This is a genomic window from Streptomyces sp. NPDC031426 (genome assembly GCF_055581585.1).
Window position 1 is genome coordinate 243,594 of the sequence record NZ_JBVIJE010000010.1, and the last position, 23,258, is coordinate 266,851.

Consider the following 23,258-nt stretch of genomic DNA (forward strand, 5'->3'; position numbering starts at 1 on the left):
GTGATCCTTACAGGAAGTACAGGCGGTTGAGGGAGACGGAGTCGGCCGGCTCGGAGCGCAGCGGGTCGCCGTCGAGGGTGACCAGACCGGTGCGCTGATCGACGTCGACCGCTCCGATCCGGGCGTTCAGCCGCAGGTCGGCCGGGCCGATGCCCCGGGTGCCGCGCACGGCGACCCTTCTGCGCCGCGTAGGCATCGTGTCGTTGCCCTGGTCGACGGCGGCTCTGGCGACGAACGCGACGGAGAGGTCGGCCGCCGTGGCGCCGTACGAGCCGAACTGCGGGCCGAGGACCAGGGGTTCGCAGGTGTCGGTGGCCGCGTTGGGGTCGCCGGTCACGCCGTACGCCGGGAAGCCGGACTTGAGGACGAGCTGTGGTTTGGCGCCGAAGTACTCCGGCCGCCACAGCACGATGTCGGCGAGCTTGCCGACCTCGATCGAGCCGACCTCGTGGGAAAGACCGTGCGCGATGGCGGGGTTGATGGTCAGCTTGGCCATGTAGCGCAGGACGCGGGCGTTGTCGTCGCCCTCGCCGTCGCCCTCCATCGGGCCCAACTCGGCCTTCATCTTGCCCGCCATGGCGAACGTGCGGCGGACCGTCTCACCGGCGCGGCCCATGCCCTGGGCGTCGGATGAGGTGATGCCGATCGCGCCCAGGTCGTGCAGCACGTCCTCGGCGCCCATCGTGCCGGCCCGGATGCGGTCGCGGGCCATGGCGGCGTCGCCGGGCAGGTCGGGCTTGAGGTCGTGGACGGAGACGATCATGCCGTAGTGCTCGGCGACCGCGTCCCGGCCGAAGGGCAGGGTGGGGTTGGTGGAGGAGCCGATGACGTTCGGGACTCCGGCCATCTTCAGCACGTTGGGCACGTGTCCGCCGCCGCAGCCCTCGATGTGGAAGGCGTGGATGGTGCGGCCCTCCAGCACCCTCAGGGTGTCCTCGACCGACAGGCACTCGTTCAGGCCGTCGCTGTGCAGGGCGACCTGGACGTCGTGCTCCTCGGCGACCCGCAGGGCCGTGTCGAGGGCCCGGGTGTGGGCGCCCATGTCCTCGTGCACCTTGAAGCCGGACGCGCCGCCCTCGGCCAGCGCCTCGACCAGCGGAGCGCTGTGCGAGGACGAACCCCGGCCCAGGAAGCCGATGTTGACCGGCCAGGCGTCGAAGGCGTTGAAGGCGTGGCGCAGCGCCCAGGGCGAGTTGACGCCGACGCCCCACACGGGGCCGAACTCCTGCCCGATGATCGTGGTCACGCCGGAGGCGAGCGAGGCCTCCATGATGCGCGGCGACAGCAGGTGGACATGGGTGTCGACGGCCCCGGCGGTGGCGATCAGCCCCTCGCCGGAGACGATGGAGGTGCCGGTACCGACGACGACGTCCACGCCGTCGAGGGTGTCCGGGTTGCCGGCGCGTCCGATGGCGCGGATACGCCCCTCGCGGATGCCGATCGACACCTTGCGGATGCCCTGCACCGGGTCGATCACCACGACGTTGCTGATGACGACGTCACAGGTCTCACGGACGGCGGCGGCCTTCAGATGCAGCCCGTCGCGGGCGGTCTTGCCGAAGCCGGCCAGGAACTCGTCGCCGTAGCGCTGGGAGTCGGACTCCACCCGGACGGTGAGCCCGGAGTCGCCGAGGCGGATGCGGTCACCCGCGCGGGGGCCGTGGGTGGCCGCGTACTCGTAGGGGTTCATCGGTTCTCAGCTCCCAGGTATCCGCAGGCCTCGGCCCTGCGCAGGGCCTCCTCCTTGGCGCCGGGCGCGTCCAGCGGCCCGTCGACCAGTCCGGCGAAGCCGATCGCGACCCGGTCGCCGCCGATCGGCACGAGTCCGATCTCCTCGCTCTCGCCGGGGCCGAAGCGCACCGAGGAGCCCGCGGGGACGGCGAGGCGCATCCCGTAGGCCTTCTCGCGGGCGAAGTCCAGCCGCGGGTTGGCCTCGAAGAAGTGGAAGTGGGAGGTGACGGAGACCGGCACGGTGGCGGTGTTGGTGACCGTGAGCCGTACGACCGCCTCCGGCTCCACGTGCTCGGGCGCCGGGAGCAGCGCGCCCGGTGCCTGGTCGCCGAGGCCGCCGCCGATGGGGTCGGAGACCACCGCGAGCCGGGAGCCGTCGTCGAAGACCGCCTCGACCATCACCTCGGTGACGACGTCGGCGACCCCCGGGAGCACGTCCTCGGGGCCGAGCACGGACCGGGCCGCCTCGATGGCTTCGGCGAGCCGCCTGCCGTCCCGGGCCGCCTCGCACACGGTGTCCGCGATCAGCGCGGTCGCCTCCGGCACGTTCAGCCTCAGGCCGCGCGCCCGGCGGGCCCGGGCCAGCTCGGCGGCTCCGAAGAGCAGCAGCCGGTCACGTTCCGTGGGGGTCAGTCTCACGACGCGGCACCTCCTTGTCTTCCCTACTTTAGAACATCACTCTAAACACAGAATTCGTGAAACAGAAGCATTGACTGTCGGCCTTGCTTCACAGACATTGAACGTCGCTCAAACTGACCGGCGGCAGTCGAAGGAGACCAGGCATGCCGATAGAACAGCGCGGAGTCGACACCATCCCGGACGAGGAGCGGACCAGCGGTCCGCGCGATCTCGTCTCGATCCTGCTCGGCTCCAACCTCTGCCTCGGGGTGATCATCTTCGGCTGGCTGCCGCCGTCCTTCGGGCTCGGCTGGTGGGCGTCGGTCAGCTCGATCGTGGCGGGCACAATCGTCGGTACGGCGGTGACGGCACCGCTGGCCCTCATCTCCCTGCGCACCGCGACCAACCTCTCCACCTCCTCCGGCGCCCAGTTCGGCGTCCGGGGCCGGCTGGTCGGCTCGGTCGTCGGCCTGCTGCTCGCCCTCGGGTACACCGCGCTGACGGTGTGGATCGGCGGCGACGTGATGATCAGCGTGCTCGGCCGGATGTTCGGGCTGGCCGCGGACGGGGTGTCGTACGCCGTGGTCTACGCGCTGCTGGCCGGCGCCACGGTCGCGGGCGCGGTGTACGGCTACCGGGTGCTGCTGAACATGTCCAAGGTTCTGTCCATCGGCATGACGATCCTGCTGGTGCTCGGCGTCTTCGCCTACGCCCCGCACTTCACCACCGCGGCCATGCCCCAGACGGGCGGCTATCTGCTCGGCTCGTTCTGGCCGACCTGGTTCCTGTCGGCCGTGGCCGCCGGCCTGTCCGGTCCCATCGCCTTCATCACCCTGCTCGGCGACTACACCCGCTACATCTCTCCGGCCCGGCACTCGGGCCGCCGCGTCCTGAGGGCCACTTGGCTGGGGCTGACCCTGGGCCTGCTGGTGCCGCAGCTGTTCGGCACCTTCACCGCGTACGGCGCCCACGCGGCGCTGGACTACGCCGGTCCGCTGGTGGCGGCCTCCCCCACCTGGTACCTGATCCCGCTGCTGCTGTCCGCCTCGGCGGGTTCGGTCGGCAACGCCGGTCTGATGCTGTACTCCATGGGCCTGGACCTGGACGCCATCCTGCCCCGGGCGTCCCGCGCCCGTGCCACCCACACGGTCGCGATCGTCGCCACGGCCTGCGTGTTCGTCGGCCACTACGCCTGGAACGCGCAGTCCGCGATGACGTCGTTCGTACTGCTGCTCACCGCCATCGGCACCCCGTGGGCCGTGATCACCCTCATCGGCTTCGCCCGTTGCCGCGGTGTGTACGACGCCGACGCCCTGCAGGTCTTCAACCGCCGCTCGCGGGGCGGGATCTACTGGTACCGCGCCGGCTGGAACGTGCGGGCGGCCGTCTCCTGGGCGCTGGGCGCCGGCGTCGGGCTGCTCGCGGTGTCCCTGCCCTCGTACCAGGGCCCGCTGCTGCACCTGACCGGCGGTGTGGACTGCAGTTTCCTGCTGTCGGGCGCGGTCGGCGGCCTGATCTACCTGCTCCTGACGCCCCGGCCACCGGCATCGGCCCGCGTCGAGGCCGCGCGGGAACCGGTCGGCGCCGAGCACGGGCGCTAGGAAGTCGGCCTCCCCCGTGCCGGGTGTCACCCCGGATGCGTGTCCGCGGGGGCACGCGCCCCCGCGGAAGAGGTGGGTACCGGGGCGGGAACGGTGGCTACGCCTCGAACGCGCGCGCCTCACTCCCGTCGGACAGCCGGTCGAGCGGACCTCAGCCGATCTTGTGCATCCAGCCGTGCTTGTCCTCCGTCACACCGCGCTGGATGCCGAGCAGGGCCTCGCGCAGGCGGAGGGTGACCTCGCCGGGGTTGCCGTCGCCGTGGGTCCAGGCGTCCGTCTTGGTCTTGACGTGGCCGATGGGCGTGACCACGGCGGCGGTGCCGCAGGCGAAGACCTCGGTGAGGGCACCGGAGGCCGCGTCCGCACGCCACTGCTCCAGGGTGACCACACCCTCCTCGGCGGTGTAGCCGAGGTCGCGGGCGACCTGGAGGAGGGAGTCACGGGTGATGCCCTCCAGGATCGAGCCGGTCAGCTCCGGGGTGACGATCCGGTCGCCGTAGACGAAGGCGACGTTCATGCTGCCGCTCTCCTCGACCTTGGTGCGGGTGACCGCGTCGAGGTAGACGACCTGGTCGCAGCCGTGCGCGGCGGCCTCGGCCTGCGGCAGCAGGGAGGCGGCGTAGTTGCCGCCGGTCTTGGCGTCGCCGGTGCCGCCGGGGACGGCGCGGACGTGGTCCTCGGAGACCCAGATGGTGACCGGCTTGACGCCACCGGCGAAGTACGCGCCGGAGGGCGAGGCGATGAGCATGAACAGGTACTCGTTCGCCGGGTGCACGCCGAGCGCGGCCTCCGTGGCGAACATGAACGGACGCAGGTACAGGGACTGTTCTCCACCGTGCGGCGGAACCCAGTCGGCGTCCTGGGTGAGCAGCGCGTCCAGCGCGGCGATGAACAGCTCCTCGGGCAGCTCGGCCATGGCCATGCGGCGGGCGGAGTTGCGGAAGCGGCGGGCGTTGGCCTCGGGACGGAACAGCGCGATCGAGCCGTCGGGCTGGCGGTAGGCCTTCAGTCCCTCGAAGATCTCCTGGCCGTAGTGCAGGACGTGGGTGGAGGGGTCGAGGGAGATCGGGCCGTACGGGACGAGCTGGGCGTCGTGCCAGCCGCGGCCCTCGGTCCACCTGATCGTCACCATGTGGTCGGTGAAGTGGCGGCCGAACCCGGGGTTGGCCAGGATCGCCTCGCGCTCTGCGGCGGCGAGGGGGCTGGCGGAGGGCTTGAGCTCGATCGTGGGCGTCGTCATGAGTGGTTTGTCCTTCACCGGTTGTAGTGACGGGCCGCGCTCACACCCCGTCACTGCGACCTCTCAGTGATAGGACGTCCGAGCTTTCCCTCATACCGCGGCTCCGCGTTCGATTATCGCGCGGGGCCCACGGCGGAAGGAATGGGGGTGAAAGCGGCCCAGGGGTCGATGGTGGCACCCGGCGGGGACATGGAAAAGCCGCCGGGCGGTCGTCCGACCCGGCGGCTTCGTGGGTGGAGCGCCGGGTCAGCCGGCTACTCGGGCGGCGAGCGCGTCGCCGATCTGCGAGGTGCTGCGGGCACCCAGCGCGGCACGCTCGGTGAGGTCAGCGGCGACCGCGGTGTCGATGCGGTCGGCCTCGCCGTCGTAGCCGAGGTGGCGCAGCAGCAGGGCGACCGACAGGACCGTGGCGGTGGGGTCGGCCTTGCCCTGGCCGGCGATGTCGGGCGCGGAACCGTGGACCGGCTCGAACATCGAGGGGAACTCGCGGGAGGGGTTGATGTTCCCGCTCGCGGCCACGCCGATGCCGCCGGAGACGGCCGCGGCGAGGTCGGTGATGATGTCGCCGAAGAGGTTGTCGGTGACGATCACGTCGAACCGCGCCGGGTCGGTGACGAGGTAGATCGTCGCCGCGTCGACGTGGATGTAGTCGGTGGTGACCTCGGGGAACTCCTTGGCCACCTTGTTGAAGACGTTCGTCCACAGGTGGCCCGCGAAGGTCAGCACGTTGTTCTTGTGGACCAGGGTGAGCTTCTTGCGCGGGCGGGCCTGGGCGCGGGCGAAGGCGTCCCGGACCACGCGCTCGACACCGAAGGCGGTGTTGACGGAGACCTCGGTGGCGACCTCGTGCTCGGTGCCCTTGCGGATGGTGCCGCCGTTGCCGGTGTACGGGCCCTCGGTGCCCTCGCGGACCACGACGAAGTCGATCTCCGGCTGGCCGGCGAGCGGGGTGGCGACACCGGGCAGGAGCTTCGACGGGCGCAGGTTGACGTGGTGGTCGAAGGCGAAGCGGAGCTTCAGGAGGAAGCCGCGCTCCAGGACGCCGGACGGCACCGACGGGTCGCCGATGGCGCCGAGCAGGATGGCGTCGTGCTGCTTCAGCGCGTCGAGATCGGCGTCGGTGAGGGTCTCACCGGTGGCGTGGTAGCGCTTGGCGCCGAAGTCGTACTCCTTGGTCTCCAGCTTCACATCCTGCGGCAGGACGGCGGAGAGGACCTTGAGACCCTCGGACACGACTTCCTGTCCGATGCCGTCCCCGGGGATCACTGCGAGATTGATGCTGCGAGACATGCGGGCACCCTACTCCTCGTCCCAGGGGATGACATGCCCCGTCCGCCATATGGACGACGCGGACGGCATCGGACGGGGGCTCAGTGGCCGGTCTCGCCGCCGTTGTCGCGGCGGTCGAGGGCGCGTTGGAGGGCGGCGGCGGCGTTCTTGCGGTCGGACTCGCTGGCGCGGGTCACGTGGCGGACGCGGCGGCGGACGGTCGTCTCGGCCATGGGAATCGACTCCTTCGGCAAACACGGAGCACGGCGATGAGAGATTGCGAGACGCCGGAAGGGGCGGGGAGCGGGGGCCGCAGGGGTTGCCTGCACCGGGCCCGGCTCACGACCGCCATTCGCTTGATCGAGCGAGACGTTCGGCTCCTACAAAACTAAGGGAGCGGCCCGCTCCTGTCTCCATAATTACTCGGACTTCCTACTATCTGAGACGGCGGTCCCCGTCATACCGTCCTGAGCTGGGCTTTCGTGTGTTCGGGTGACGGCGTTCCGAGGGAGAGCACGGGGCATGACAGCCATGCCGAGCCCGCTGCCCACCATCGACAGCGCCGCCCCGTCGTCCTCGGCGTGGACGGTCGCCGCCGGTATCCAGTCCTGGGCGGCCCACCAGGCGCGCGTGCAGGAGCCGCGGCGGGAACTCGGGCAAGATCCTGGTCCGCGCGGCCTGGCGCGTCCTCAGGTGAGGTCGCCGTCACGCCAGTCGAAGACCAGCTCGCCGCCGTGGTCGAGGGGACCGGCGAGCGCGGGCCGCAGCCAGACGCCGCCTTCCTCCTCCTTGAGCCGCACGATTCCGTCCGGGGACAGGGCGTGCACCGGCCCGCCCCACTGCCGCCAGCCCCGGCCGGCGTACAACAGGGCCCCCTCCTCGCTCGCGGAGAGCGCGCCGAGGTCGTACGCCCGGTCGATCACCCGCTCCAGCTCCCCCATCACCCGCCCGCCGAGCCCGGTGCGCCGGGCGTCCGGCCGTACGGCGACGGCCTCGACATACCCGGTGCGCAGCCAGTGCCCCCGGTGCCGGAGGCGCCGCATCACCACGGACCCGTGCGCGGCGAGCCCACGCCCGTCCTGGACGAGCACATGCATCCCGCCGAGCCCGTGATCCCAGTCGTCGTCGGAGAAGTCCCCGCCGAACACCTCGTCCAACAGGGCCCGGACGGCGCCGAGTTCGGCCGGGTCGAGGGCGGAGGTGTGGGCGAGACGCAGTCGGACGGCCATGGCGTCATCGTCTCAGCCGGCTGCCGGGGAAGGACCGTCCGCGGATGGGAACGGGCCGGCAAGCCTGCTCAGAGGTCAGGCTTGCCGGCCCGTGTTCACGGGGCCGAGGGTCAGCCCATGTGCGGGTAGGAGTAGTCGGTCGGCGGGACCAGGGTCTCCTTGATGGCGCGGGTCAGGGTCCAGCGCAGGAGGTTCTGGGGGGCGCCGGCCTTGTCGTTGGTGCCGGAGGCACGGCCGCCGCCGAAGGGCTGCTGGCCGACGACGGCGCCGGTCGACTTGTCGTTGATGTAGAAGTTGCCGGCCGCGTAGCGGAGCTTCTCCATCGTGTAGGCGGCCGCCGCGCGGTCGTTGGAGATGACCGAGCCGGTCAGGGCGTAGTCGGAGACCGACTCCATCTGGGCCAGCATCTCGTCGTACTTGTCGTCCTCGTAGACGTAGACGCCGAGGACCGGGCCGAAGTACTCCGTGCGGAAGATCTCGTTCTCCGGGTCGGTGGAGACGATGACCGTCGGACGGACGAAGTAGCCGACCGAGTCGTCGTAGCTGCCGCCCGCGACGATCTCGCAGGTCGGGTCCTCCTTGGCGCGGTCGATCGCGGCCTTGTTCTTGGCGAAGGCACGGTCGTCGATCACGGCGCCGATGAAGTTCGACAGGTCGGTGACGTCACCCATGGTCAGGTAGTCGACCTCGGCCGCGAACTCCTCCTTGAAGCCCGAGTTCCAGATGGAGGCCGGGATGTAGGCGCGGGAGGTGGCACTGCACTTCTGGCCCTGGTACTCGAAGGCACCGCGGGTCAGGGCGGTCTTCAGCACCGCGCGGTCGGCCGACGGGTGGGCGACCAGGAAGTCCTTGCCGCCGGTCTCGCCGACCAGACGCGGGTACGAGCGGTACTTCTCGATGTTGTTGCCGACCGTCTTCCACAGGTACTGGAAGGTCCTGGTCGAACCGGTGAAGTGGATGCCCGCCAGGTCGCGGTGCTCCAGGGCCACCTTGGAGACCTCGATGCCGTCACCCGTGACGAGGTTGATGACGCCCTTGGGCAGACCGGCCTCCTCCAGGAGCTGCATCAGCAGCACGGCCGCGTGGGTCTGCGTCGGGGACGGCTTCCAGACGACGACGTTGCCCATGAGGGCGGGTGCCGTCGGCAGGTTGCCCGCGATGGCGCTGAAGTTGAAGGGCGTGATCGCGTAGACGAAGCCCTCCAGCGGGCGGTGGTCCAGGCGGTTCCAGACACCGGGGGAGTTCGCCGGGGGCTGCTCGGCGAGGATCTGGCGGGCGTAGTGCACGTTGAAGCGCCAGAAGTCGACCAGCTCGCACGGCGTGTCGATCTCGGCCTGCTGGGCGGTCTTCGACTGGCCGAGCATGGTGGAGGCGGCGATCGTCTCGCGCCAGGGGCCGGCCAGCAGCTCGGCGGCGCGCAGGATGATCGCGGCGCGGTCGTCGAAGGACATGGCGCGCCAGGCCGGGGCGGCGGCCAGGGCCGCGTCGATGGCGTCCTCGGCGTCCTGCTGGGTGGCGTTGCGCAGGGTGCCGATGACGGCCTTGTGGTTGTGCGGCTGGACCACCTGGAACGGCTCGCCGCCGCCCATCCGCCGCTCGCCGCCGATGGTCATCGGCAGGTCTATCGGGTTCTCGGCCAGTTCCTTGAGCTTGGCCTCCAGCCGGGCGCGCTCGGGCGAGCCGGGGGCGTAGCCGTGCACCGGCTCGTTGACGGGGGTGGGGACCTGGGTCACAGCGTCCATAGGTTCCTTGACTCCTTGTACGTGAGCGGGTGTTCGGACTCAGCCCTTGCTGACCATCGAGCGGAGGAAGAAGCGCAGGTTCGCCGGCTTCTCCGCGAGACGGCGCATGAAGTAGCCGTACCAGTCGGTGCCGTAGGCGGTGTAGACGCGCATGCGGTGGCCCTCGGCGGCCAGGCGCAGGTGCTCGTCGCCGCGGATGCCGTACAGCATCTGGAACTCGTACTCGTCGAGCTTGCGGCCGGCCTTGTGGGCCAGCTCCTGGGCGATGGCGATCAGGCGCGGGTCGTGCGACCCGATCATCGGGTATCCCTCGCCCTCCATCAGGATCCGCAGGACACGGACGTACGCCTTGTCGATCTCGTGCTTCTGCTGGTAGGCGACCTCGGCGGGCTCCTTGTAGGCGCCCTTGACCAGGCGGACGCGGCTGCCGGCGGCGGCGAGGCTGCGGGCGTCGGCCTCGGTGCGGAAGAGGTAGGCCTGGATGACACAGCCGGTCTGCGGGAAGTCCTTCCGCAGCTCCTCGTGGATGGCGAACATCGAGTCGAGGGTGGTGTGGTCCTCGGCGTCCAGCGTCACGGTGGTACCGATGGCGGCGGCGGCCTCGACGACCGGCCGGACGTTGGCGAGCGCCAGCTCGTGCCCGCCGTCCAGCGCCTGCCCGAACATGGACAGCTTGACCGACATCTCGACCTTCTCGCCGAGCTGCAGCTCCTTGAGGCGGTCGATCAGCAGCAGGTAGGCGTCCCGGGCGGCGGTGGCCTGCTCGGGGGTGGTGATGTCCTCGCCGACGACGTCCATCGTCAGCTCCAGGCCCTTGGCCGTCAGGTCCTTGATGATCGGCACGATGTCGTCGACGGTCTCGCCGGGGATGAAGCGGTCGACGACCTGCTTGGTCACCGGGGCCGCCGAGATCAGGCGTCGCATCCGGTCGCTGCGCGACGCGGCGAGAATCACGGGACCCAGCACGGGGCACCTCCACAGACAAGCATCAAATAGGCCATTACCCAACGCTTCGGGTACGGCACGGAGAACCACCGTGAAACCTAAGGATCTCTCCGATCGTGAGCCATCGACAGCTGTCACGCATCCGTGCACCGGATCTCAGACAGATGTATGAAGGCCGCCGGAAAATGAGGGAGAATGCCCGGGTGGCGGCGGATTTCAAGGCTTTCAAGGGTGACTACCAGGAGCTCGTGGACGAGATCTCGGAGCTGCTCGGGGTCCCGGCGACCCTGGAGAACCGCGACTTCGAGCTGATCGCCTTCGGGGCGTACGACAGCGACGACGAGCTGGATCCCTCCGCACTGGACCCGGTGCGCACCCGCTCGATCCTGACCCGGCGCTCCACGGCCACGGTCCGGGCGTGGTTCGAGGGCTTCGGCATCACCCGCGCGACCGGCCCGGTACGGATCCCGCGGAGCCCGGAGGCGGGCGTCTACCGCGGCCGGATCTGCCTGCCGGTACGCCACCGGGGTGTCGTCCTCGGCTACGTCTGGCTCCTGGAAGGCGACCCCGGGCCGACGGACGCCCAGCTGGCCGCCGCGATGGAGGTGGCCGGCCGGATCGGCGCGCTGCTCGCGGACGAGGCGGAGGCCGGGGCCGGGCTGAGCCGGGAGCTGCGGGCGGTGCTCACCGCCGAGCGCGGCTGGCAGCAGGACATGGCGGTGGCCGAACTGCGCACCGCCCTCGGCCCCCGCGCCGACGGCCCGTTCACCCTCGTCTGCGTGGCCCCCTGGCCGTCACCGGACCCGGACGACGCCCCCGCCGCCCGCACCATCCCCCACGCCACCGCCCTGTGCACCCTCCCCTGGGGCCCCTCGGAACAGAGCCTCGCGCTGCTGGTACGGCTACGGACCACGGAGGTGAGCACACCGGCCCTTACGGCGGCCGGGCGGTTGCTCAGGGAGGCGGAGGGGGCGCTTGGAGGGACAGTTGGTGGTGCGGGCGGTCGCGGTACGGCGGGTGGTGGCGGGGCGGCTCCTGGCGCATCGGGGAACGCGGCGCGCGGGGCCGGGGCGCGGGCGGCCGCGGCGGCCGCGGCGGGCTTCGCCGGAGCGGCGGCCCGGGTGGCCGCGGGTGCCGGATGCGCGGCCGGGGTCGGTGATGCCCGTAACGGACTCGCCGAGCTGGGCACGGTCTGGCAGGAGGCCACCGCAGCCGCGCGGGCCGCGCTGGCCGAGCCGCGGTTCGGGCCGGTCGCGGAGTGGGCGCGGATCGGGCCGTACCGGCTGCTGACCGCGCTGCCGCCGCAGGCCGCGCACGATCCCGTGGTCGGCCCACTCCTCGCCCCCGCCCACCGGGAACTGGCCCGCACCGCCGAGGTCTACCTGGACTGCGCGGGCCAGGCCGCCCGCGCGGCAGCCGAACTGGGCATCCACCGCCAGACCCTGTACTACCGCCTCTCCCGGGTGGAGCAGCTGACGGGCCTGGACCTGGACGACGGCGAGGACCGCCTGCTTCTGCACATGGCGTTGAAGCGGGCACGGATGGGCGGCAGACCCTAGCTCTCGGCCTACGCGATCTCAGCCCCGCCCGGCCCAGCCTCTCATCGAGTCTCCGCGCCCGCCGCCGCCATGATCCGCCGTAGCCCCGCCGTCAGTTGCTCGGCGGTGGTTGCCGAGGACGGGTCGAAGAGCCACTGGACCATGAGGCCGTTGAGAAGGGTCTGGTAGAGACGGCCCTCGGTGTCCACCGCCTCCGGGTCGACGTCGGACTCCGGGATGCCGCTGAACATCGCCACCAGACCGGAGCGGCCCTCCTTCTGGGCCTCGGCCAGGAGCTTGCGCACCTCCTCCAGTCGCTCGTCCTGGAACATCAGCTCGAAGCTCAGCATCCAGATCGCCCGTGACTCGGGCACCGTGCGGATGATGCTCGTCCACACCTCCTGGAAGCGCGCCAGCGAACCGGGAGGCTCGGTGACCGTCCCGCCGAGCCCCGGGTCGAACCGCTCCCCCACGCCCTCGATCAGCGAGACGTACGCCTGCACCAGCAGCTCGGCCTTCGACCCGTAGTGGTAGCCGATGGACGCCAGGTTGGTGCCCGACTCCTTGACGATGTCCCGCGCCGTCGTGCGCAGGAACCCCTTCTCCAGCAGGCAGCGCTTGGCGCCTTCGAGCAGATCTTCACGGTGTCCCATGCCCACCAACCCTACCGCCGATCCATACGGACGTCCTAGACAGATGACTTATACATTCGTTCTAGACAAGCGTTTAAGACGCCCGTACATTCACTGGCATGACGAACTCGACGAGCACCACCTCCTCCGCCGGCGCCGAAAGCGCCGCCCCCGCCCGCGCCGGGCGCCGCGAGTGGACCGCTCTCGGCGTGCTGATGCTGCCGCTGCTGCTGGTCTCGATGGACGTCTCGGTCCTGTACTTCGCGACCCCCGCGATCGCCGCGGACCTGCACCCGAGCGGCACCCAGCAGCTGTGGATCTTCGACGTCTACGGCTTCGTCCTGGCCGGCCTGCTGATGACGATGGGCTCCCTCGGCGACCGCATCGGCCGCCGCAAGCTCCTGCTGACGGGCGCCGCCGCCTTCGGCACCGCCTCGCTCCTCGCGGCCTACGCGAACAGCGCCGAGACCCTGATCGCGGCCCGCGCGATCCTCGGCATCGGCGGTGCGACCCTGATGCCCTCGACGATGGCGCTGCTGCGCACGATGTTCACCGACCCCGGCCAGCGGGCGAAGGCGATCGGGCTCTGGTCCGGCGTCATGACCGGCGGTATCGCGCTCGGTTCGGTGATGAGCGGCATCCTGGTCGAGCACTTCTGGTGGGGCTCGGTCTTCCTGGTCAACCTGCCCGCGATGGCGCTGCTGCTGCTTCTCGGCCCGGTGCTGCTGCCGGAGTCGAAGGACCCGAACCCGGGCCGTTTCGACTGGCTGAGCGTCCCGCTGTCGATGGCCGCCGTGCTCCCCGTGATCTACGGCCTGAAGGAGATCCCCTCCGAGGGCTGGCACCCGCTCTACGTCGTCTCCGTCATCGTCGGCCTGCTCTTCGCGGCTCTCTTCGTCCGCCGGCAGCGCACGAACGCCTCCCCGCTGATCCCGCCGGCCCTGCTGAAGGGCCACGGCTTCACCCCGGCGCTGGTCCTCAACCTCGTCGCCGCCCTCGCCATGATGGGCTCGGCCATCTTCACCACGCAGTACCTGCAGTCGGTCCTCGGCAAGAGCCCGCTGTCGGCGGCCCTGTGGAGCCTGCTGCCCTCGGTGTTCATCGGGTTCGCCGGTCCGGTCACCGCACAGCTCGTCCAGCGGGGCGTCAACCGGGGCTACGTCGTCGCGGGCGGCTTCGCGGCCATGGCGGCCGGCTTCTCGATGCTCGCCCTCGTCGGCACCGACTCGCTGTGGCTGGCGCTCGCCGGGGCCGGCGTCCTCGCCTGCGGGATGGTCGCGATCGTCTCGCAGCTGACCGACCTGGCCATGAGCGGCGCCCCGGTGGAGCGGGCGGGCACGGCCTCCTCCCTGCTGGAGACCAGCGCCGAGTTCGGCGGCGCGCTCGGCATGGCGGTCCTCGGCTCGATCGGTACGGCGGTCTACCGCCACGAGATGCCGGCCACCGCCCCGGCCGGGGCCCGCGAGACCCTGGGCGACGCCCTCGCCACGGCCGCCCACCTGCCCGGCGCCGCCGGTCGGTCCCTGCTCGCCACGGCCCGCGAGGCCTTCACCACCGGGATGCAGGGCGCGGCGATCGCCGGGGCGGTGATCCTGATGCTGGCTGCGGTGGGAGCGGCCCTGTCCCTGCGGAGGATCGAGGTGCGGGACGACTCGTAGGACAGCGCGGAAAAACGCCGGGCGGGCTGACGAAAGTCAGCCCGCCCGGCGTTTGTCGATGTGTCAGACGAGGTTCACGGTGTCGATGCGTCAGACGAGGTTCACAGAGCGGGCGGACGTCGCACCGATCTCCGAGGCCACCTCGGCCAGCACACCGGAGGCCACCGTGTCGTCGACGGTGAGCACGGCCAGCGCCTCGCCGCCGGCGACGGCACGCGCGACCTGCATGCCGGCGATGTTGATGCCCGCCTCGCCGAGGATGCGGCCGACGGTGCCGACGACACCGGGACGGTCCTCGTAGCGCAGGACGACCATGTGGTCGGCGAGGGCGAGGTCGACGTCGTAGTCGCCGACCGCGACGATCTTCTGGACGTGCTTCGGGCCGGCCAGCGTGCCGGAGACCGACACCTCCTCGCCGTTCGCGAGCGTGCCGCGCACGGTGACGACGTTGCGGTGCTCGGCCGACTCGGAGCTGGTGGTCAGCCGTACCTCGACGCCACGCTCCTGGGCGAACAGCGGCGCGTTGACGTACGACACCGTCTCGTCGACGACGTCCTCGAAGACGCCCTTGAGCGCGGACAGCTCAAGGACCTTCACGTCGTGCTGGGTGATCTCGCCGTAGACCTCGACGTCGAGGCGGTGCGCGACCTCACCGGCGAGGGCGGTGAAGATCCGGCCGAGGCGCTCGGCGAGCGGCAGGCCCGGCTTGACGTCCTCGGCGATGACACCGCCCTGGACGTTGACCGCGTCCGGCACCAGCTCACCGGCGAGGGCGAGGCGGACGGACTTCGCGACCGCGATGCCCGCCTTCTCCTGGGCCTCGTCGGTGGAGGCGCCGAGATGCGGGGTGCACACGACCTGGTCCAGCTCGAACAGCGGGGAGTCGGTGCAGGGCTCCTTGGCGTACACGTCGAGGCCCGCGCCGGCGACCCGGCCCTCCTTCAGCGCCGAGTACAGCGCCGCCTCGTCCACGATGCCGCCGCGCGCGGCGTTGACGATGCGCACGCTCGGCTTGACCTTGCGCAGCGCCTCGTCGCCGATGAGGCCGAGGGTCTCGGGGGTCTTGGGCAGGTGGACGGTGATGAAGTCGGAGACCTCCAGCAGCTCGTCCAGGGAGAGCACCTTGACGCCCATCTGCGCGGCGCGGGCAGGCTGGACGTAGGGGTCGTAGGCGACGACCTTCATGCCGAAGGCGGACATGCGCTGGGCGACCAGGGCGCCGATGCGGCCGAGGCCGACGACACCGAGGGTCTTCTCGGCCAGCTCGACGCCCGTGTACTTGCTGCGCTTCCACTCGCCGTTCTTCAGCGCGGCGTTGGCCTGCGGGATGTTGCGGGCGGAGGCGAGGATCAGACCGCAGGCCAGCTCGGCGGCGGTCACGATGTTGGAGGTCGGGGCGTTGACGACCATCACGCCGGCCTTGGTGGCGGCGGAGACGTCGACGTTGTCCAGGCCGACGCCGGCGCGGGCCACGACCTTGAGCTTCTTCGCCGCGGCGATGGCCTCGGCGTCGACCTTGGTGGCGGAGCGGATCAGGATCGCGTCGACGTCGGCGATGGCGGGGAGCAGTTCGGCTCGGTCGGCTCCGTTGGTGTGCCGGATCTCGAAGTCCGGGCCGAGCGCGTCCACGGTCGCGGGCGAAAGCTCTTCAGCGATGAGTACGACGGGTTTCGAGCTCACGTGAGGTCCTCACAAGTCCAGAGCATGCGGACGGCCGTCCCGACGGCCGCAGGCGGAGGAGGGGGGGCTAGCCGCGGAAGACGCACGACGCTGTGGGCCTGACGCGTGTTGTGTGCAGCAGTCTAGTGGCGTGGCGCAGGGCGTCTTGCGCCTCCACGGAAGGATCACCCGTCCGGGGCTGGACGGGGTGGACAACAGATGGAAGACGGGGGCCGGAGCAGCATGCCCCGGCCCCCTGACGTGAGGCTTACGCCTCCTCGTTCACCCAGCTCATCAGCTTGCGCAGCTGCTTGCCCGTGGTCTCCAGCAGGTGCTCGGCGTCCTGCTGCTTGTACTCGTTGTACTTCTTCAGGCCGCCGTGGTACTCGTCCATCCACTGCTGGGCGAAGGACCCGTCCTGGATCTCGGCGAGGACCTTCTTCATCTCGGCCTTGGTGGCGTCGGTGATGATGCGCGGGCCCGTGACGTAGTCGCCCCACTCGGCGGTCTCGGAGATGGACCAGCGCATCTTCTCCAGGCCGCCCTCGTACATGAGGTCCACGATCAGCTTCAGCTCGTGCAGGCACTCGAAGTAGGCGATCTCCGGCTGGTAGCCGGCCTCGGTCAGGGTCTCGAAGCCCGCCTTGACCAGCGCGGCCGTACCACCGCAGAGGACGGCCTGCTCACCGAACAGGTCGGTCTCGGTCTCCTCGGTGAAGGTCGTCTTGATCACGCCGGCGCGGGTGCCGCCGATGCCCTTGGCGTACGACAGGGCCAGCGCGAAGGCGCCTCCGGAGGCGTCCTGCTCGACCGCCGCGATGCACGGAACGCCGCGGCCCTCCTCGTACTGACGGCGCACCAGGTGGCCCGGGCCCTTCGGGGCGACCATGCAGACATCCACGCCGGCCGGGGGCTTGATGAAACCGAAGCGGATGTTGAAGCCATGGCCGAAGAACAGCGCGTCGCCGTCCTTCAGGTTCGGGGCGATGGACTCCTCGTAGACCTGGGCCTGGATCGGGTCCGGGACCAGGATCATGATGACGTCGGCCTCGGCGGCGGCCTCGGAGGGCGTCACCACGCGCAGGCCCTGCTCCTCGGCCTTGGCCTTGGACTTGGAGCCCTCGTGCAGACCGACGCGGACGTCGACACCGGAGTCACGCAGCGACAGCGCGTGGGCGTGGCCCTGGCTGCCGTAGCCGATGACCGCGACCTTGCGGCCCTGGATGATGGACAGGTCGGCGTCAGCGTCGTAGAACAGCTCGGCCACTTTGGGTTCTCTCCTTGGTGTGCAGGTTGTGCGTCCCACCGTATGCCGGTGAGGGGAAGGGAAGTTTCGGGATCTCGGCATCCGGGCGGACGGCGTGTCGCCGGCCGCCCGGTTTCAGCCGTACTTCAGCTTTACGCGGATCGGTCGAGGGCGCGCAGCGAGCGGTCGGTGATTGAACGGGCGCCGCGGCCGATCGCGATCGTGCCGGACTGCACCAGCTCCTTGATGCCGAACGGCTCCAGCATCTTGAGCATGGCGGACAGCTTCTCGCTGGATCCGGTGGCCTCGATGGTGACGGCCTCCGGGGAGACGTCCACGGTCTTGGCGCGGAACAGCTGGACGATCTCGACGATCTGGGAGCGGGTCTCGTTGTCGGCGCGGACCTTCACCAGGACGAGTTCGCGCTGCACGGCCTGACCGGGCTCCAGCTCCACGATCTTCAGCACGTTGACGAGCTTGTTGAGCTGCTTGGTCACCTGCTCCAGCGGCAGGTCCTCGACGCCCACCACGATGGTGATGCGGGAGATGTCGGGGTGCTCGGTGACGCCCACCGCGAGCGAGTCGATGTTGAAGCCGCGGCGGGAGAACAGGGCGGCGATCCGGGCGAGGATGCCCGGCGTGTTCTCCACCAGGACGGAGAGCGTGTGCTTGGACATGATCTTTTTACGTCTCTCTCGCTCAGTCGTCTTCGTTGTCGCCGAAGTCGGGGCGGACGTCCCGGGCGGCCATGATCTCGTCGTTGGAGGTGCCGGCGGCGACCATCGGCCACACCATCGCGTCCTCGTGGACGATGAAGTCGATGACGACGGGGCGGTCGTTGATGGAGTTCGCCTCCTGGATGACCTTGTCCAGGTCCTCCGGGCGCTCGCAGCGCAGGCCCACGCAGCCCATCGCCTCGGACAGCTTCACGAAGTCCGGCACGCGCGTGCCCTTGGCCTCCGGGTTGATGTCGTCGGGGCCGCTGTGCAGCACGGTGTTGGAGTAGCGCTGGTTGTAGAACAGGGTCTGCCACTGGCGGACCATTCCGAGGGCGCCGTTGTTGATGATGGCGACCTTGATCGGGATGTTGTTCAGGGCGCAGGTGGTCAGTTCCTGATTGGTCATCTGGAAGCAGCCGTCGCCGTCGATCGCCCAGACCGTGCGGTCCGGCTGTCCGGCCTTGGCGCCCATGGCGGCCGGGACCGCGTAGCCCATGGTTCCGGCGCCGCCGGAGTTCAGCCAGGTGGCGGGCTTGTCGTACTGAATGAAGTGCGCGGCCCACATCTGGTGCTGGCCGACGCCGGCGGCGAAGATCGTGTCCTCGGGCGCGAGTTGGCCGATGCGCTCGATGACCTGCTGCGGGGAGAGCGAGCCGTCCTCGGGCTGGTCGTAGCCGAGCGGGTAGGTGTCGCGCCAGCGGCTGAGGTCGCTCCACCAGGCGGTGTAGTCGCCCTTGTGGCCCTCGCTGTGCTCCTTCTGCACGGCCTGGACCAGGTCGGCGATGACCTCGCGGGCGTCACCGACGATCGGCACGTCCGCGGCGCGGTTCTTGCCGATCTCGGCCGGGTCGATGTCGGCGTGGACGATCTTGGCGTACGGCGCGAAGCTGTCCAGCCTGCCGGTGACGCGGTCGTCGAAGCGGGCGCCGAGGGCGACGATCAGGTCGGCCTTCTGCAGCGCGGTGACGGCGGTGACCGCACCGTGCATGCCCGGCATTCCCACGTGCAGCGGGTGGCTGTCGGGGAACGCGCCGAGCGCCATCAGGGTGGTGGTGACGGGCGCTCCGGTGAGTTCGGCGAGGACCTTCAGCTCGGCGGTGGCGTTCGCCTTGATGACGCCGCCGCCGACATAGAGGACGGGCCGCTTGGCGGAGGTGATCAGCTTGGCCGCCTCGCGGATCTGCTTGGCGTGCGGCTTGGTCACCGGGCGGTAGCCGGGCAGGTCCATGGTGGGCGGCCAGGAGAAGACGGTCTTCGCCTGGAGGGCGTCCTTGGCGATGTCGACCAGGACCGGGCCGGGGCGGCCGGTGGAGGCGATGTGGAAAGCCTGCGCGATGATCCGCGGGATGTCCTCGGCCTTGGTGACGAGGAAGTTGTGCTTGGTGATCGGCATGGTGATGCCGACGATGTCCGCCTCCTGGAAGGCGTCGGTGCCGATCGCCTTCGAGGCGACCTGGCCGGTGATCGCGACCAGCGGGACGGAGTCCATGTGGGCGTCGGCGATCGGCGTGACCAGGTTGGTCGCACCCGGGCCCGAGGTCGCCATGCAGACGCCGACCTTGCCGGTGGCCTGCGCATAGCCGGTGGCCGCGTGGCCGGCGCCCTGCTCGTGGCGGACCAGCACATGACGGACCCGCGTCGAGTCCATCAGGGGGTCGTACGCCGGCAGGATCGCGCCGCCGGGAATGCCGAATACCGTGTCAGCGCCGACCTCCTCGAGGGAGCGGATGAGGGACTGCGCACCCGTGACGTGCTCGACGGGGGCGGACTGCTGTCCTCCGGATCGGGGCCGCGGCTGCGGATGGGCCCCGGTGGCCTGCTCGGTCATCGGCATTCTCTTCTCGATGCTGAGGGTTTTTGCGAGGTTTGTACGGAGTTCACGCGCTGCACGAAAGGCACTCGTGCAACAAAAAACCCCTCGTGCCGCAAGGCAAGCGAGGGGAGCGCGCCGGTGAGGTCGCTGGGGTTGCCGGATCGTCCTCCGGTGGGTCCCAGCTCAGCCGACGCGCTGTCCAAGTACGAGAATTCGGGTGCGCATGGCACTGACCCTCCCCCTGACGCGCACCACGTGTCAAGTGGGTGGGACGGGAGTCTCAGAATGTGAACGAAGGGCACTGCCGCCTCCGAGGACAGCCGTAACACCCCCTGTGTACACCCCGGAGCGCCCCTTCGGCTCGCTCACACCTTTCCATGGCGCGTTCACCTCCGGGGCGCTCCAGTCGGTGTCGAGCCCGCGAACGCCGGCTCGGCCGGTGCGCGCGGCACCGGGTAGTGGCCGGATCCGAGCACCCGGCGCAGCCGGTACTCGTCCAGCGGCCCCGCGAACGCCATGCCCTGCCCGTGCGTGCAGCCCATCGCGCGCAGCGCGACGACCTGCTCCGGCAGGTCCACGCCCTCGGCCACGGACTGCAGCCCGAGATCCCCGGCGATCCGCAGCAGACCGCTGGTGATCTTGTGCAGCCGCGCGGACTCCACGACGCCCTCGACCAGACTGCGGTCGAGTTTCAGGACGTCGACCGGGAGCCTTCTGAGCGCCATGATGGCCGCGTAGCCGCTGCCGAAGCCGTCCAGCGCGATCCGCACCCCGAGCCGGCTGAGCGCGGTCAGCCGCCGCTCCAGGTCGTCCAGGCACACCCGCGGATCGGTGTCGGACAGCTCCAGGAGCAGCGCGCCGGGCGGCAGCCCGTGCCGGGTCAGCAGTGCCTCCACGGAGCCGAGCGGAATCGAGCGGTCCAGCAAGCGCCGGGCGCTCATCCGGACGGCCACCGGTACGACGGTCCCGGTCGCGGCCCGCTCGGCGGCCTGCTCGACGGCCGCCTGCAGGATCCAGCGGTCCAGCTCGGCGGTCTTGTCACCGCCCTCGGTCACCCGCAGGAACTCGGCGGGGGTGAACAGCACCCCCTGCGAGGAGCGCCAGCGCGCCTGCGCCGACACCGCCGTGATCCGGCCGCCCTCCAGGCACACCACCGGCTGGTGCAGCAGGGCGAACTCGCCGTCGTGCAGTGCGGCACGCAGCCGGGTGGCCAGCTCCGCCTTGCGTACGACGTCCTGCTGCATCTGCGGCCTGTACAGCTCGACCCGGCCCTTTCCGGCCGCTTTCGCGCGGTACATCGCGAGGTCGGCGTTGCGCAGCAGCTCGCCCGCGCCGAGGCCCGGTTCGGCGAAGGCGACGCCGATGGAGGCGTTGACCCTGACGTCGCTGCCGTCGATGGCGTACGGCTGGGAGAGGGTCACCCTGAGGCGGTCGGCGAGCTCCAGGATGTTCCGCTCCCGGGCGGCACGCTCCCGGGTACCGTCCCCGGTGATCAGGGCCGCGAACTCGTCGCCGCCCAGCCGGGATGCGGTGTCCCCCTGCCGGACCGCGTCCTGGAGTCTGCGGGCGGCCTGGACGAGCAGCTCGTCCCCGGCCTGGTGCCCGATCGTGTCGTTGACGGCCTTGAAGCCGTCCAGGTCGATGAAGAGCACGGCCGTGCCCCACAGGGCGGCGCCCCGGTCGGTGGCGCGGCGGCCGGACAGGGCCTGCTGCACGCGCCGTGTGAACAGCGCGCGGTTGGGCAGGTCGGTCAGCGGGTCGTGCTCGGCGTTGTGCTGCAGTTGCGCCTGCAGGCGGACGCGCTCGGTGACGTCCCGGCTGTTGAAGATCAGGCCGCCGTGGTGGCGGTTGACGGTCGACTCGACGTTGAGCCAGCCGCCGTCGCCGGACCGGAAGCGGCACTCGATGCGGGTGGTGGGTTCCTCCAGGGGGCTGGCGGCCAGGAAGCGGCGCACCTCGTGCACCACGCACCCCAGGTCCTCCGGGTGGATGAGGCCGGCCAGTTCGGTTCCCACCAGTTCCTCGGCGGAGCGGCCGTAGACCCCGGCGGCGGCCGGGGAGACGTAGCGCAGGACGCCGTTGGGCGCGGCGATCATGATCACGTCGCTGGAGCCCTGCACCAGGGAGCGGAAGTGGTTCTCCTTCTGCGCCAGTTCCTGGGTCAGGGTGATGTTGTCCAGCAGCATGATGCCCTGCCGGATGACGAGGGCGAGCACGACGGCGCCCGCGGTGATCAGCACGACATGGTCGGGTCGGCGCCCGTTGAGGACGTTGTACAGGATGCCCAGGGTGCACACGGCGGCGGCGAGGTACGGGGTGAGGGCGGCGAGGGAGCCGGTGAGCGGCCGGCCGGCCGGATACCGGCTGTGATCACCTCCCGGGGCGGGCTCGGGCACGTGGTGGTGGCCGGTGCCGCGCTGTCCGGGCACGTGCTCGTGGACCACGCGCGTGTGCCCGTCCGGTACGCGCGCCTCCGCCGCGCCCCTGCGGCGGGGTGCGGCCCACGGGGCGTAGGCGAGCAGCAGCGAACCGGCGAACCAGCCGGCGTCCAGCAGCTGTCCGGAGCGGTAACTGCTGTGCAGCAGCGGCGAGGTGAACAGCGCGTCGCACATCACGGTCAGCGCGAGCGCGCCGATCGCCGTGTTCACCGCGGTGCGGTTGCCCGGGGTGCGGCGGAAGTGCAGCGCGAGCACCATGCTGACGAGCACGATGTCGAGCAGCGGGTACGCCAGCGACAGCGCGGTGTGCGCCACGCTCGGTCCGTCGAACCGGGCCGCCTGGGCGAGTGCCAGGCTCCAGGACAGCGTGAGCAGCGAGCCGCCGATCAGCCAGGCGTCCAGCGCCAGGCAGATCCAGCCGGCCCTGGTCACCGGCCGCTTGGCGAGCACCAGCAGGCCCACGATGGCCGGCGGGGCGAAGCACAGGAAGAACAGGTCCGCGTAGGAGGGGCTGGGCACCGGCCGGCCGAGGACGACCTCGTACCAGCCCCAGACCGCGTTGCCGAGGGCCGCCATCGCGGAGGAGAGGGCGAACAGCAGCCAGGCCGAGCGGAAACGGACGCGCCGGTTGCGGGCGTACAGGAAGCACGAGACCGATGCGGTGCCCGCCGCGGCGCTCAGCCCGAAGTCGCCCATGATCAGTGCCACTTCGTCCGTACCCCAGTCGAACGCGGCCCCGACGGCGTAGGCCGCGCAGACCAGGGCGAGAACGAGTTGCTCCTTCGTGCGCGCGCGTTCACCGGCGGCCGGCCGCCGGGGCAGCGGCGCCTGCTGCGGATGCGAGGCGCGCACGGCCGCGTCGAGGGCGGTCGTCACCGAGGGCGGCGCGCTCACCGGGGCCTCCCGGTGAGCGCCGCTCCCGGGTACCGACGGTCCCGGTGTGCTGGGTGCGCATGCCTCCTGCGGCCGCTGTGCCTGCGCTGCTGATGGCTGTGGTGGCTGGTGTGGTGGCCGCGTCTGCGCGCGGCCGTGCGCCAGGGCCGCCGTCGGCGGCTCCGCCGCGTCGGATCGCTCGTCCATAGGCCGTGCATCGCCCGTCGCCCCCCTCACAAATCTGAAATGTCCATCCCCGGCGCCGAACGGTAGGCGGCGCAGCCCCTGTCCGGGACGATACACCAGG

Annotated in this window: 16 protein-coding genes and 2 pseudogenes; 3 read left to right on the plus strand and 15 right to left on the minus strand. The window is 70.7% G+C overall.

Annotated elements, in window-relative coordinates; genetic code table 11:
- Window positions 1–7: 7 nt before the first annotated feature.
- Together ACZ5NH_RS22790 and ureA are read right to left on the minus strand one after the other, a co-directional pair.
- The gene (locus ACZ5NH_RS22790) at window positions 8–1,690 is read right to left on the minus strand and encodes an urease subunit alpha (protein WP_388628182.1); all 1,683 of its coding nucleotides are present in this window, start codon (window positions 1,688–1,690) and stop codon (window positions 8–10) included.
- Window positions 1,687–2,370, minus strand: a complete 684-nt coding sequence (gene ureA / locus ACZ5NH_RS22795; protein ID WP_388628185.1) for an urease subunit gamma — start codon at window positions 2,368–2,370, stop codon at window positions 1,687–1,689. The genes ACZ5NH_RS22790 and ureA overlap by 4 nt, the downstream gene beginning before the upstream one ends.
- A gap of 143 nt (window positions 2,371–2,513) precedes the next feature.
- Here ureA and ACZ5NH_RS22800 point away from each other — a divergent pair, with 143 nt between their 5' ends.
- A complete protein-coding gene (locus ACZ5NH_RS22800; RefSeq protein ID WP_468777626.1) occupies window positions 2,514–3,950 on the plus strand; it encodes a cytosine permease in 1,437 nt (478 codons plus the stop codon).
- Window positions 3,951–4,101: 151 nt separating this feature from the next.
- Here the strand turns inward: ACZ5NH_RS22800 and ACZ5NH_RS22805 are convergent, their stop codons facing one another.
- From ACZ5NH_RS22805 to ACZ5NH_RS22835, 7 genes and pseudogenes are all read right to left on the minus strand, one after another.
- Window positions 4,102–5,190 carry a branched-chain amino acid aminotransferase gene (locus ACZ5NH_RS22805; protein WP_388628191.1) on the minus strand — a complete coding sequence of 363 codons (1,089 nt, stop codon included), beginning with the start codon at window positions 5,188–5,190 and terminating at the stop codon, window positions 4,102–4,104.
- Between the two features lie 246 nt (window positions 5,191–5,436).
- Window positions 5,437–6,480 (minus strand): 3-isopropylmalate dehydrogenase, encoded by a 1,044-nt coding sequence (locus tag ACZ5NH_RS22810; protein ID WP_450980430.1) that lies wholly within the window; start codon window positions 6,478–6,480, stop codon window positions 5,437–5,439.
- Window positions 6,481–6,560: 80 nt separating this feature from the next.
- Complete coding sequence (locus ACZ5NH_RS22815) at window positions 6,561–6,692, minus strand: hypothetical protein (protein WP_283844273.1); 132 nt, start codon at window positions 6,690–6,692, stop codon at window positions 6,561–6,563.
- Between the two features lie 285 nt (window positions 6,693–6,977).
- A pseudogene (locus tag ACZ5NH_RS22820) lies at window positions 6,978–7,097 on the minus strand (LysR family transcriptional regulator); the annotation flags it as partial.
- A gap of 51 nt (window positions 7,098–7,148) precedes the next feature.
- Window positions 7,149–7,688 (minus strand): GNAT family N-acetyltransferase, encoded by a 540-nt coding sequence (locus ACZ5NH_RS22825; RefSeq protein ID WP_468777629.1) that lies wholly within the window; start codon window positions 7,686–7,688, stop codon window positions 7,149–7,151.
- A 110-nt stretch (window positions 7,689–7,798) separates the two neighbouring features.
- Window positions 7,799–9,430 carry an L-glutamate gamma-semialdehyde dehydrogenase gene (gene pruA, locus ACZ5NH_RS22830; RefSeq protein ID WP_388628199.1) on the minus strand — a complete coding sequence of 544 codons (1,632 nt, stop codon included), beginning with the start codon at window positions 9,428–9,430 and terminating at the stop codon, window positions 7,799–7,801.
- 39 nt (window positions 9,431–9,469) lie between these two features.
- The gene (locus ACZ5NH_RS22835) at window positions 9,470–10,396 is read right to left on the minus strand and encodes a proline dehydrogenase family protein (protein ID WP_468777631.1); all 927 of its coding nucleotides are present in this window, start codon (window positions 10,394–10,396) and stop codon (window positions 9,470–9,472) included.
- A 164-nt stretch (window positions 10,397–10,560) separates the two neighbouring features.
- Here ACZ5NH_RS22835 and ACZ5NH_RS22840 point away from each other — a divergent pair, with 164 nt between their 5' ends.
- On the plus strand, window positions 10,561–11,934 hold the full coding sequence (locus ACZ5NH_RS22840) for a PucR family transcriptional regulator (RefSeq protein ID WP_388628205.1): 1,374 nt from the start codon (window positions 10,561–10,563) through the stop codon (window positions 11,932–11,934).
- 41 nt (window positions 11,935–11,975) lie between these two features.
- On the opposite strand, the gene ACZ5NH_RS22845 is transcribed toward ACZ5NH_RS22840, so the two are convergent.
- The gene (locus ACZ5NH_RS22845) at window positions 11,976–12,566 is read right to left on the minus strand and encodes a TetR/AcrR family transcriptional regulator (RefSeq protein WP_468777633.1); all 591 of its coding nucleotides are present in this window, start codon (window positions 12,564–12,566) and stop codon (window positions 11,976–11,978) included.
- A 98-nt stretch (window positions 12,567–12,664) separates the two neighbouring features.
- Here ACZ5NH_RS22845 and ACZ5NH_RS22850 point away from each other — a divergent pair, with 98 nt between their 5' ends.
- A complete protein-coding gene (locus ACZ5NH_RS22850; protein WP_468777635.1) occupies window positions 12,665–14,203 on the plus strand; it encodes an MFS transporter in 1,539 nt (512 codons plus the stop codon).
- Between the two features lie 90 nt (window positions 14,204–14,293).
- On the opposite strand, the gene serA is transcribed toward ACZ5NH_RS22850, so the two are convergent.
- From serA to ACZ5NH_RS22875, 5 genes and pseudogenes are all read right to left on the minus strand, one after another.
- A complete protein-coding gene (gene serA / locus ACZ5NH_RS22855) occupies window positions 14,294–15,883 on the minus strand; it encodes a phosphoglycerate dehydrogenase (RefSeq protein ID WP_468777637.1) in 1,590 nt (529 codons plus the stop codon).
- 247 nt (window positions 15,884–16,130) lie between these two features.
- Window positions 16,131–17,129 carry a ketol-acid reductoisomerase gene (gene ilvC, locus ACZ5NH_RS22860; protein WP_388628216.1) on the minus strand — a complete coding sequence of 333 codons (999 nt, stop codon included), beginning with the start codon at window positions 17,127–17,129 and terminating at the stop codon, window positions 16,131–16,133.
- Window positions 17,130–17,260: 131 nt separating this feature from the next.
- Window positions 17,261–17,785, minus strand: coding sequence for an acetolactate synthase small subunit (gene ilvN / locus ACZ5NH_RS22865; RefSeq protein WP_055708145.1), 525 nt, complete (start codon window positions 17,783–17,785; stop codon window positions 17,261–17,263).
- A 22-nt stretch (window positions 17,786–17,807) separates the two neighbouring features.
- Window positions 17,808–19,655, minus strand: coding sequence for an acetolactate synthase large subunit (locus ACZ5NH_RS22870; RefSeq protein WP_388628219.1), 1,848 nt, complete (start codon window positions 19,653–19,655; stop codon window positions 17,808–17,810).
- 243 nt (window positions 19,656–19,898) lie between these two features.
- Window positions 19,899–22,972 (minus strand): annotated as a pseudogene (locus tag ACZ5NH_RS22875) (putative bifunctional diguanylate cyclase/phosphodiesterase).
- Window positions 22,973–23,258 lie beyond the last annotated feature (286 nt).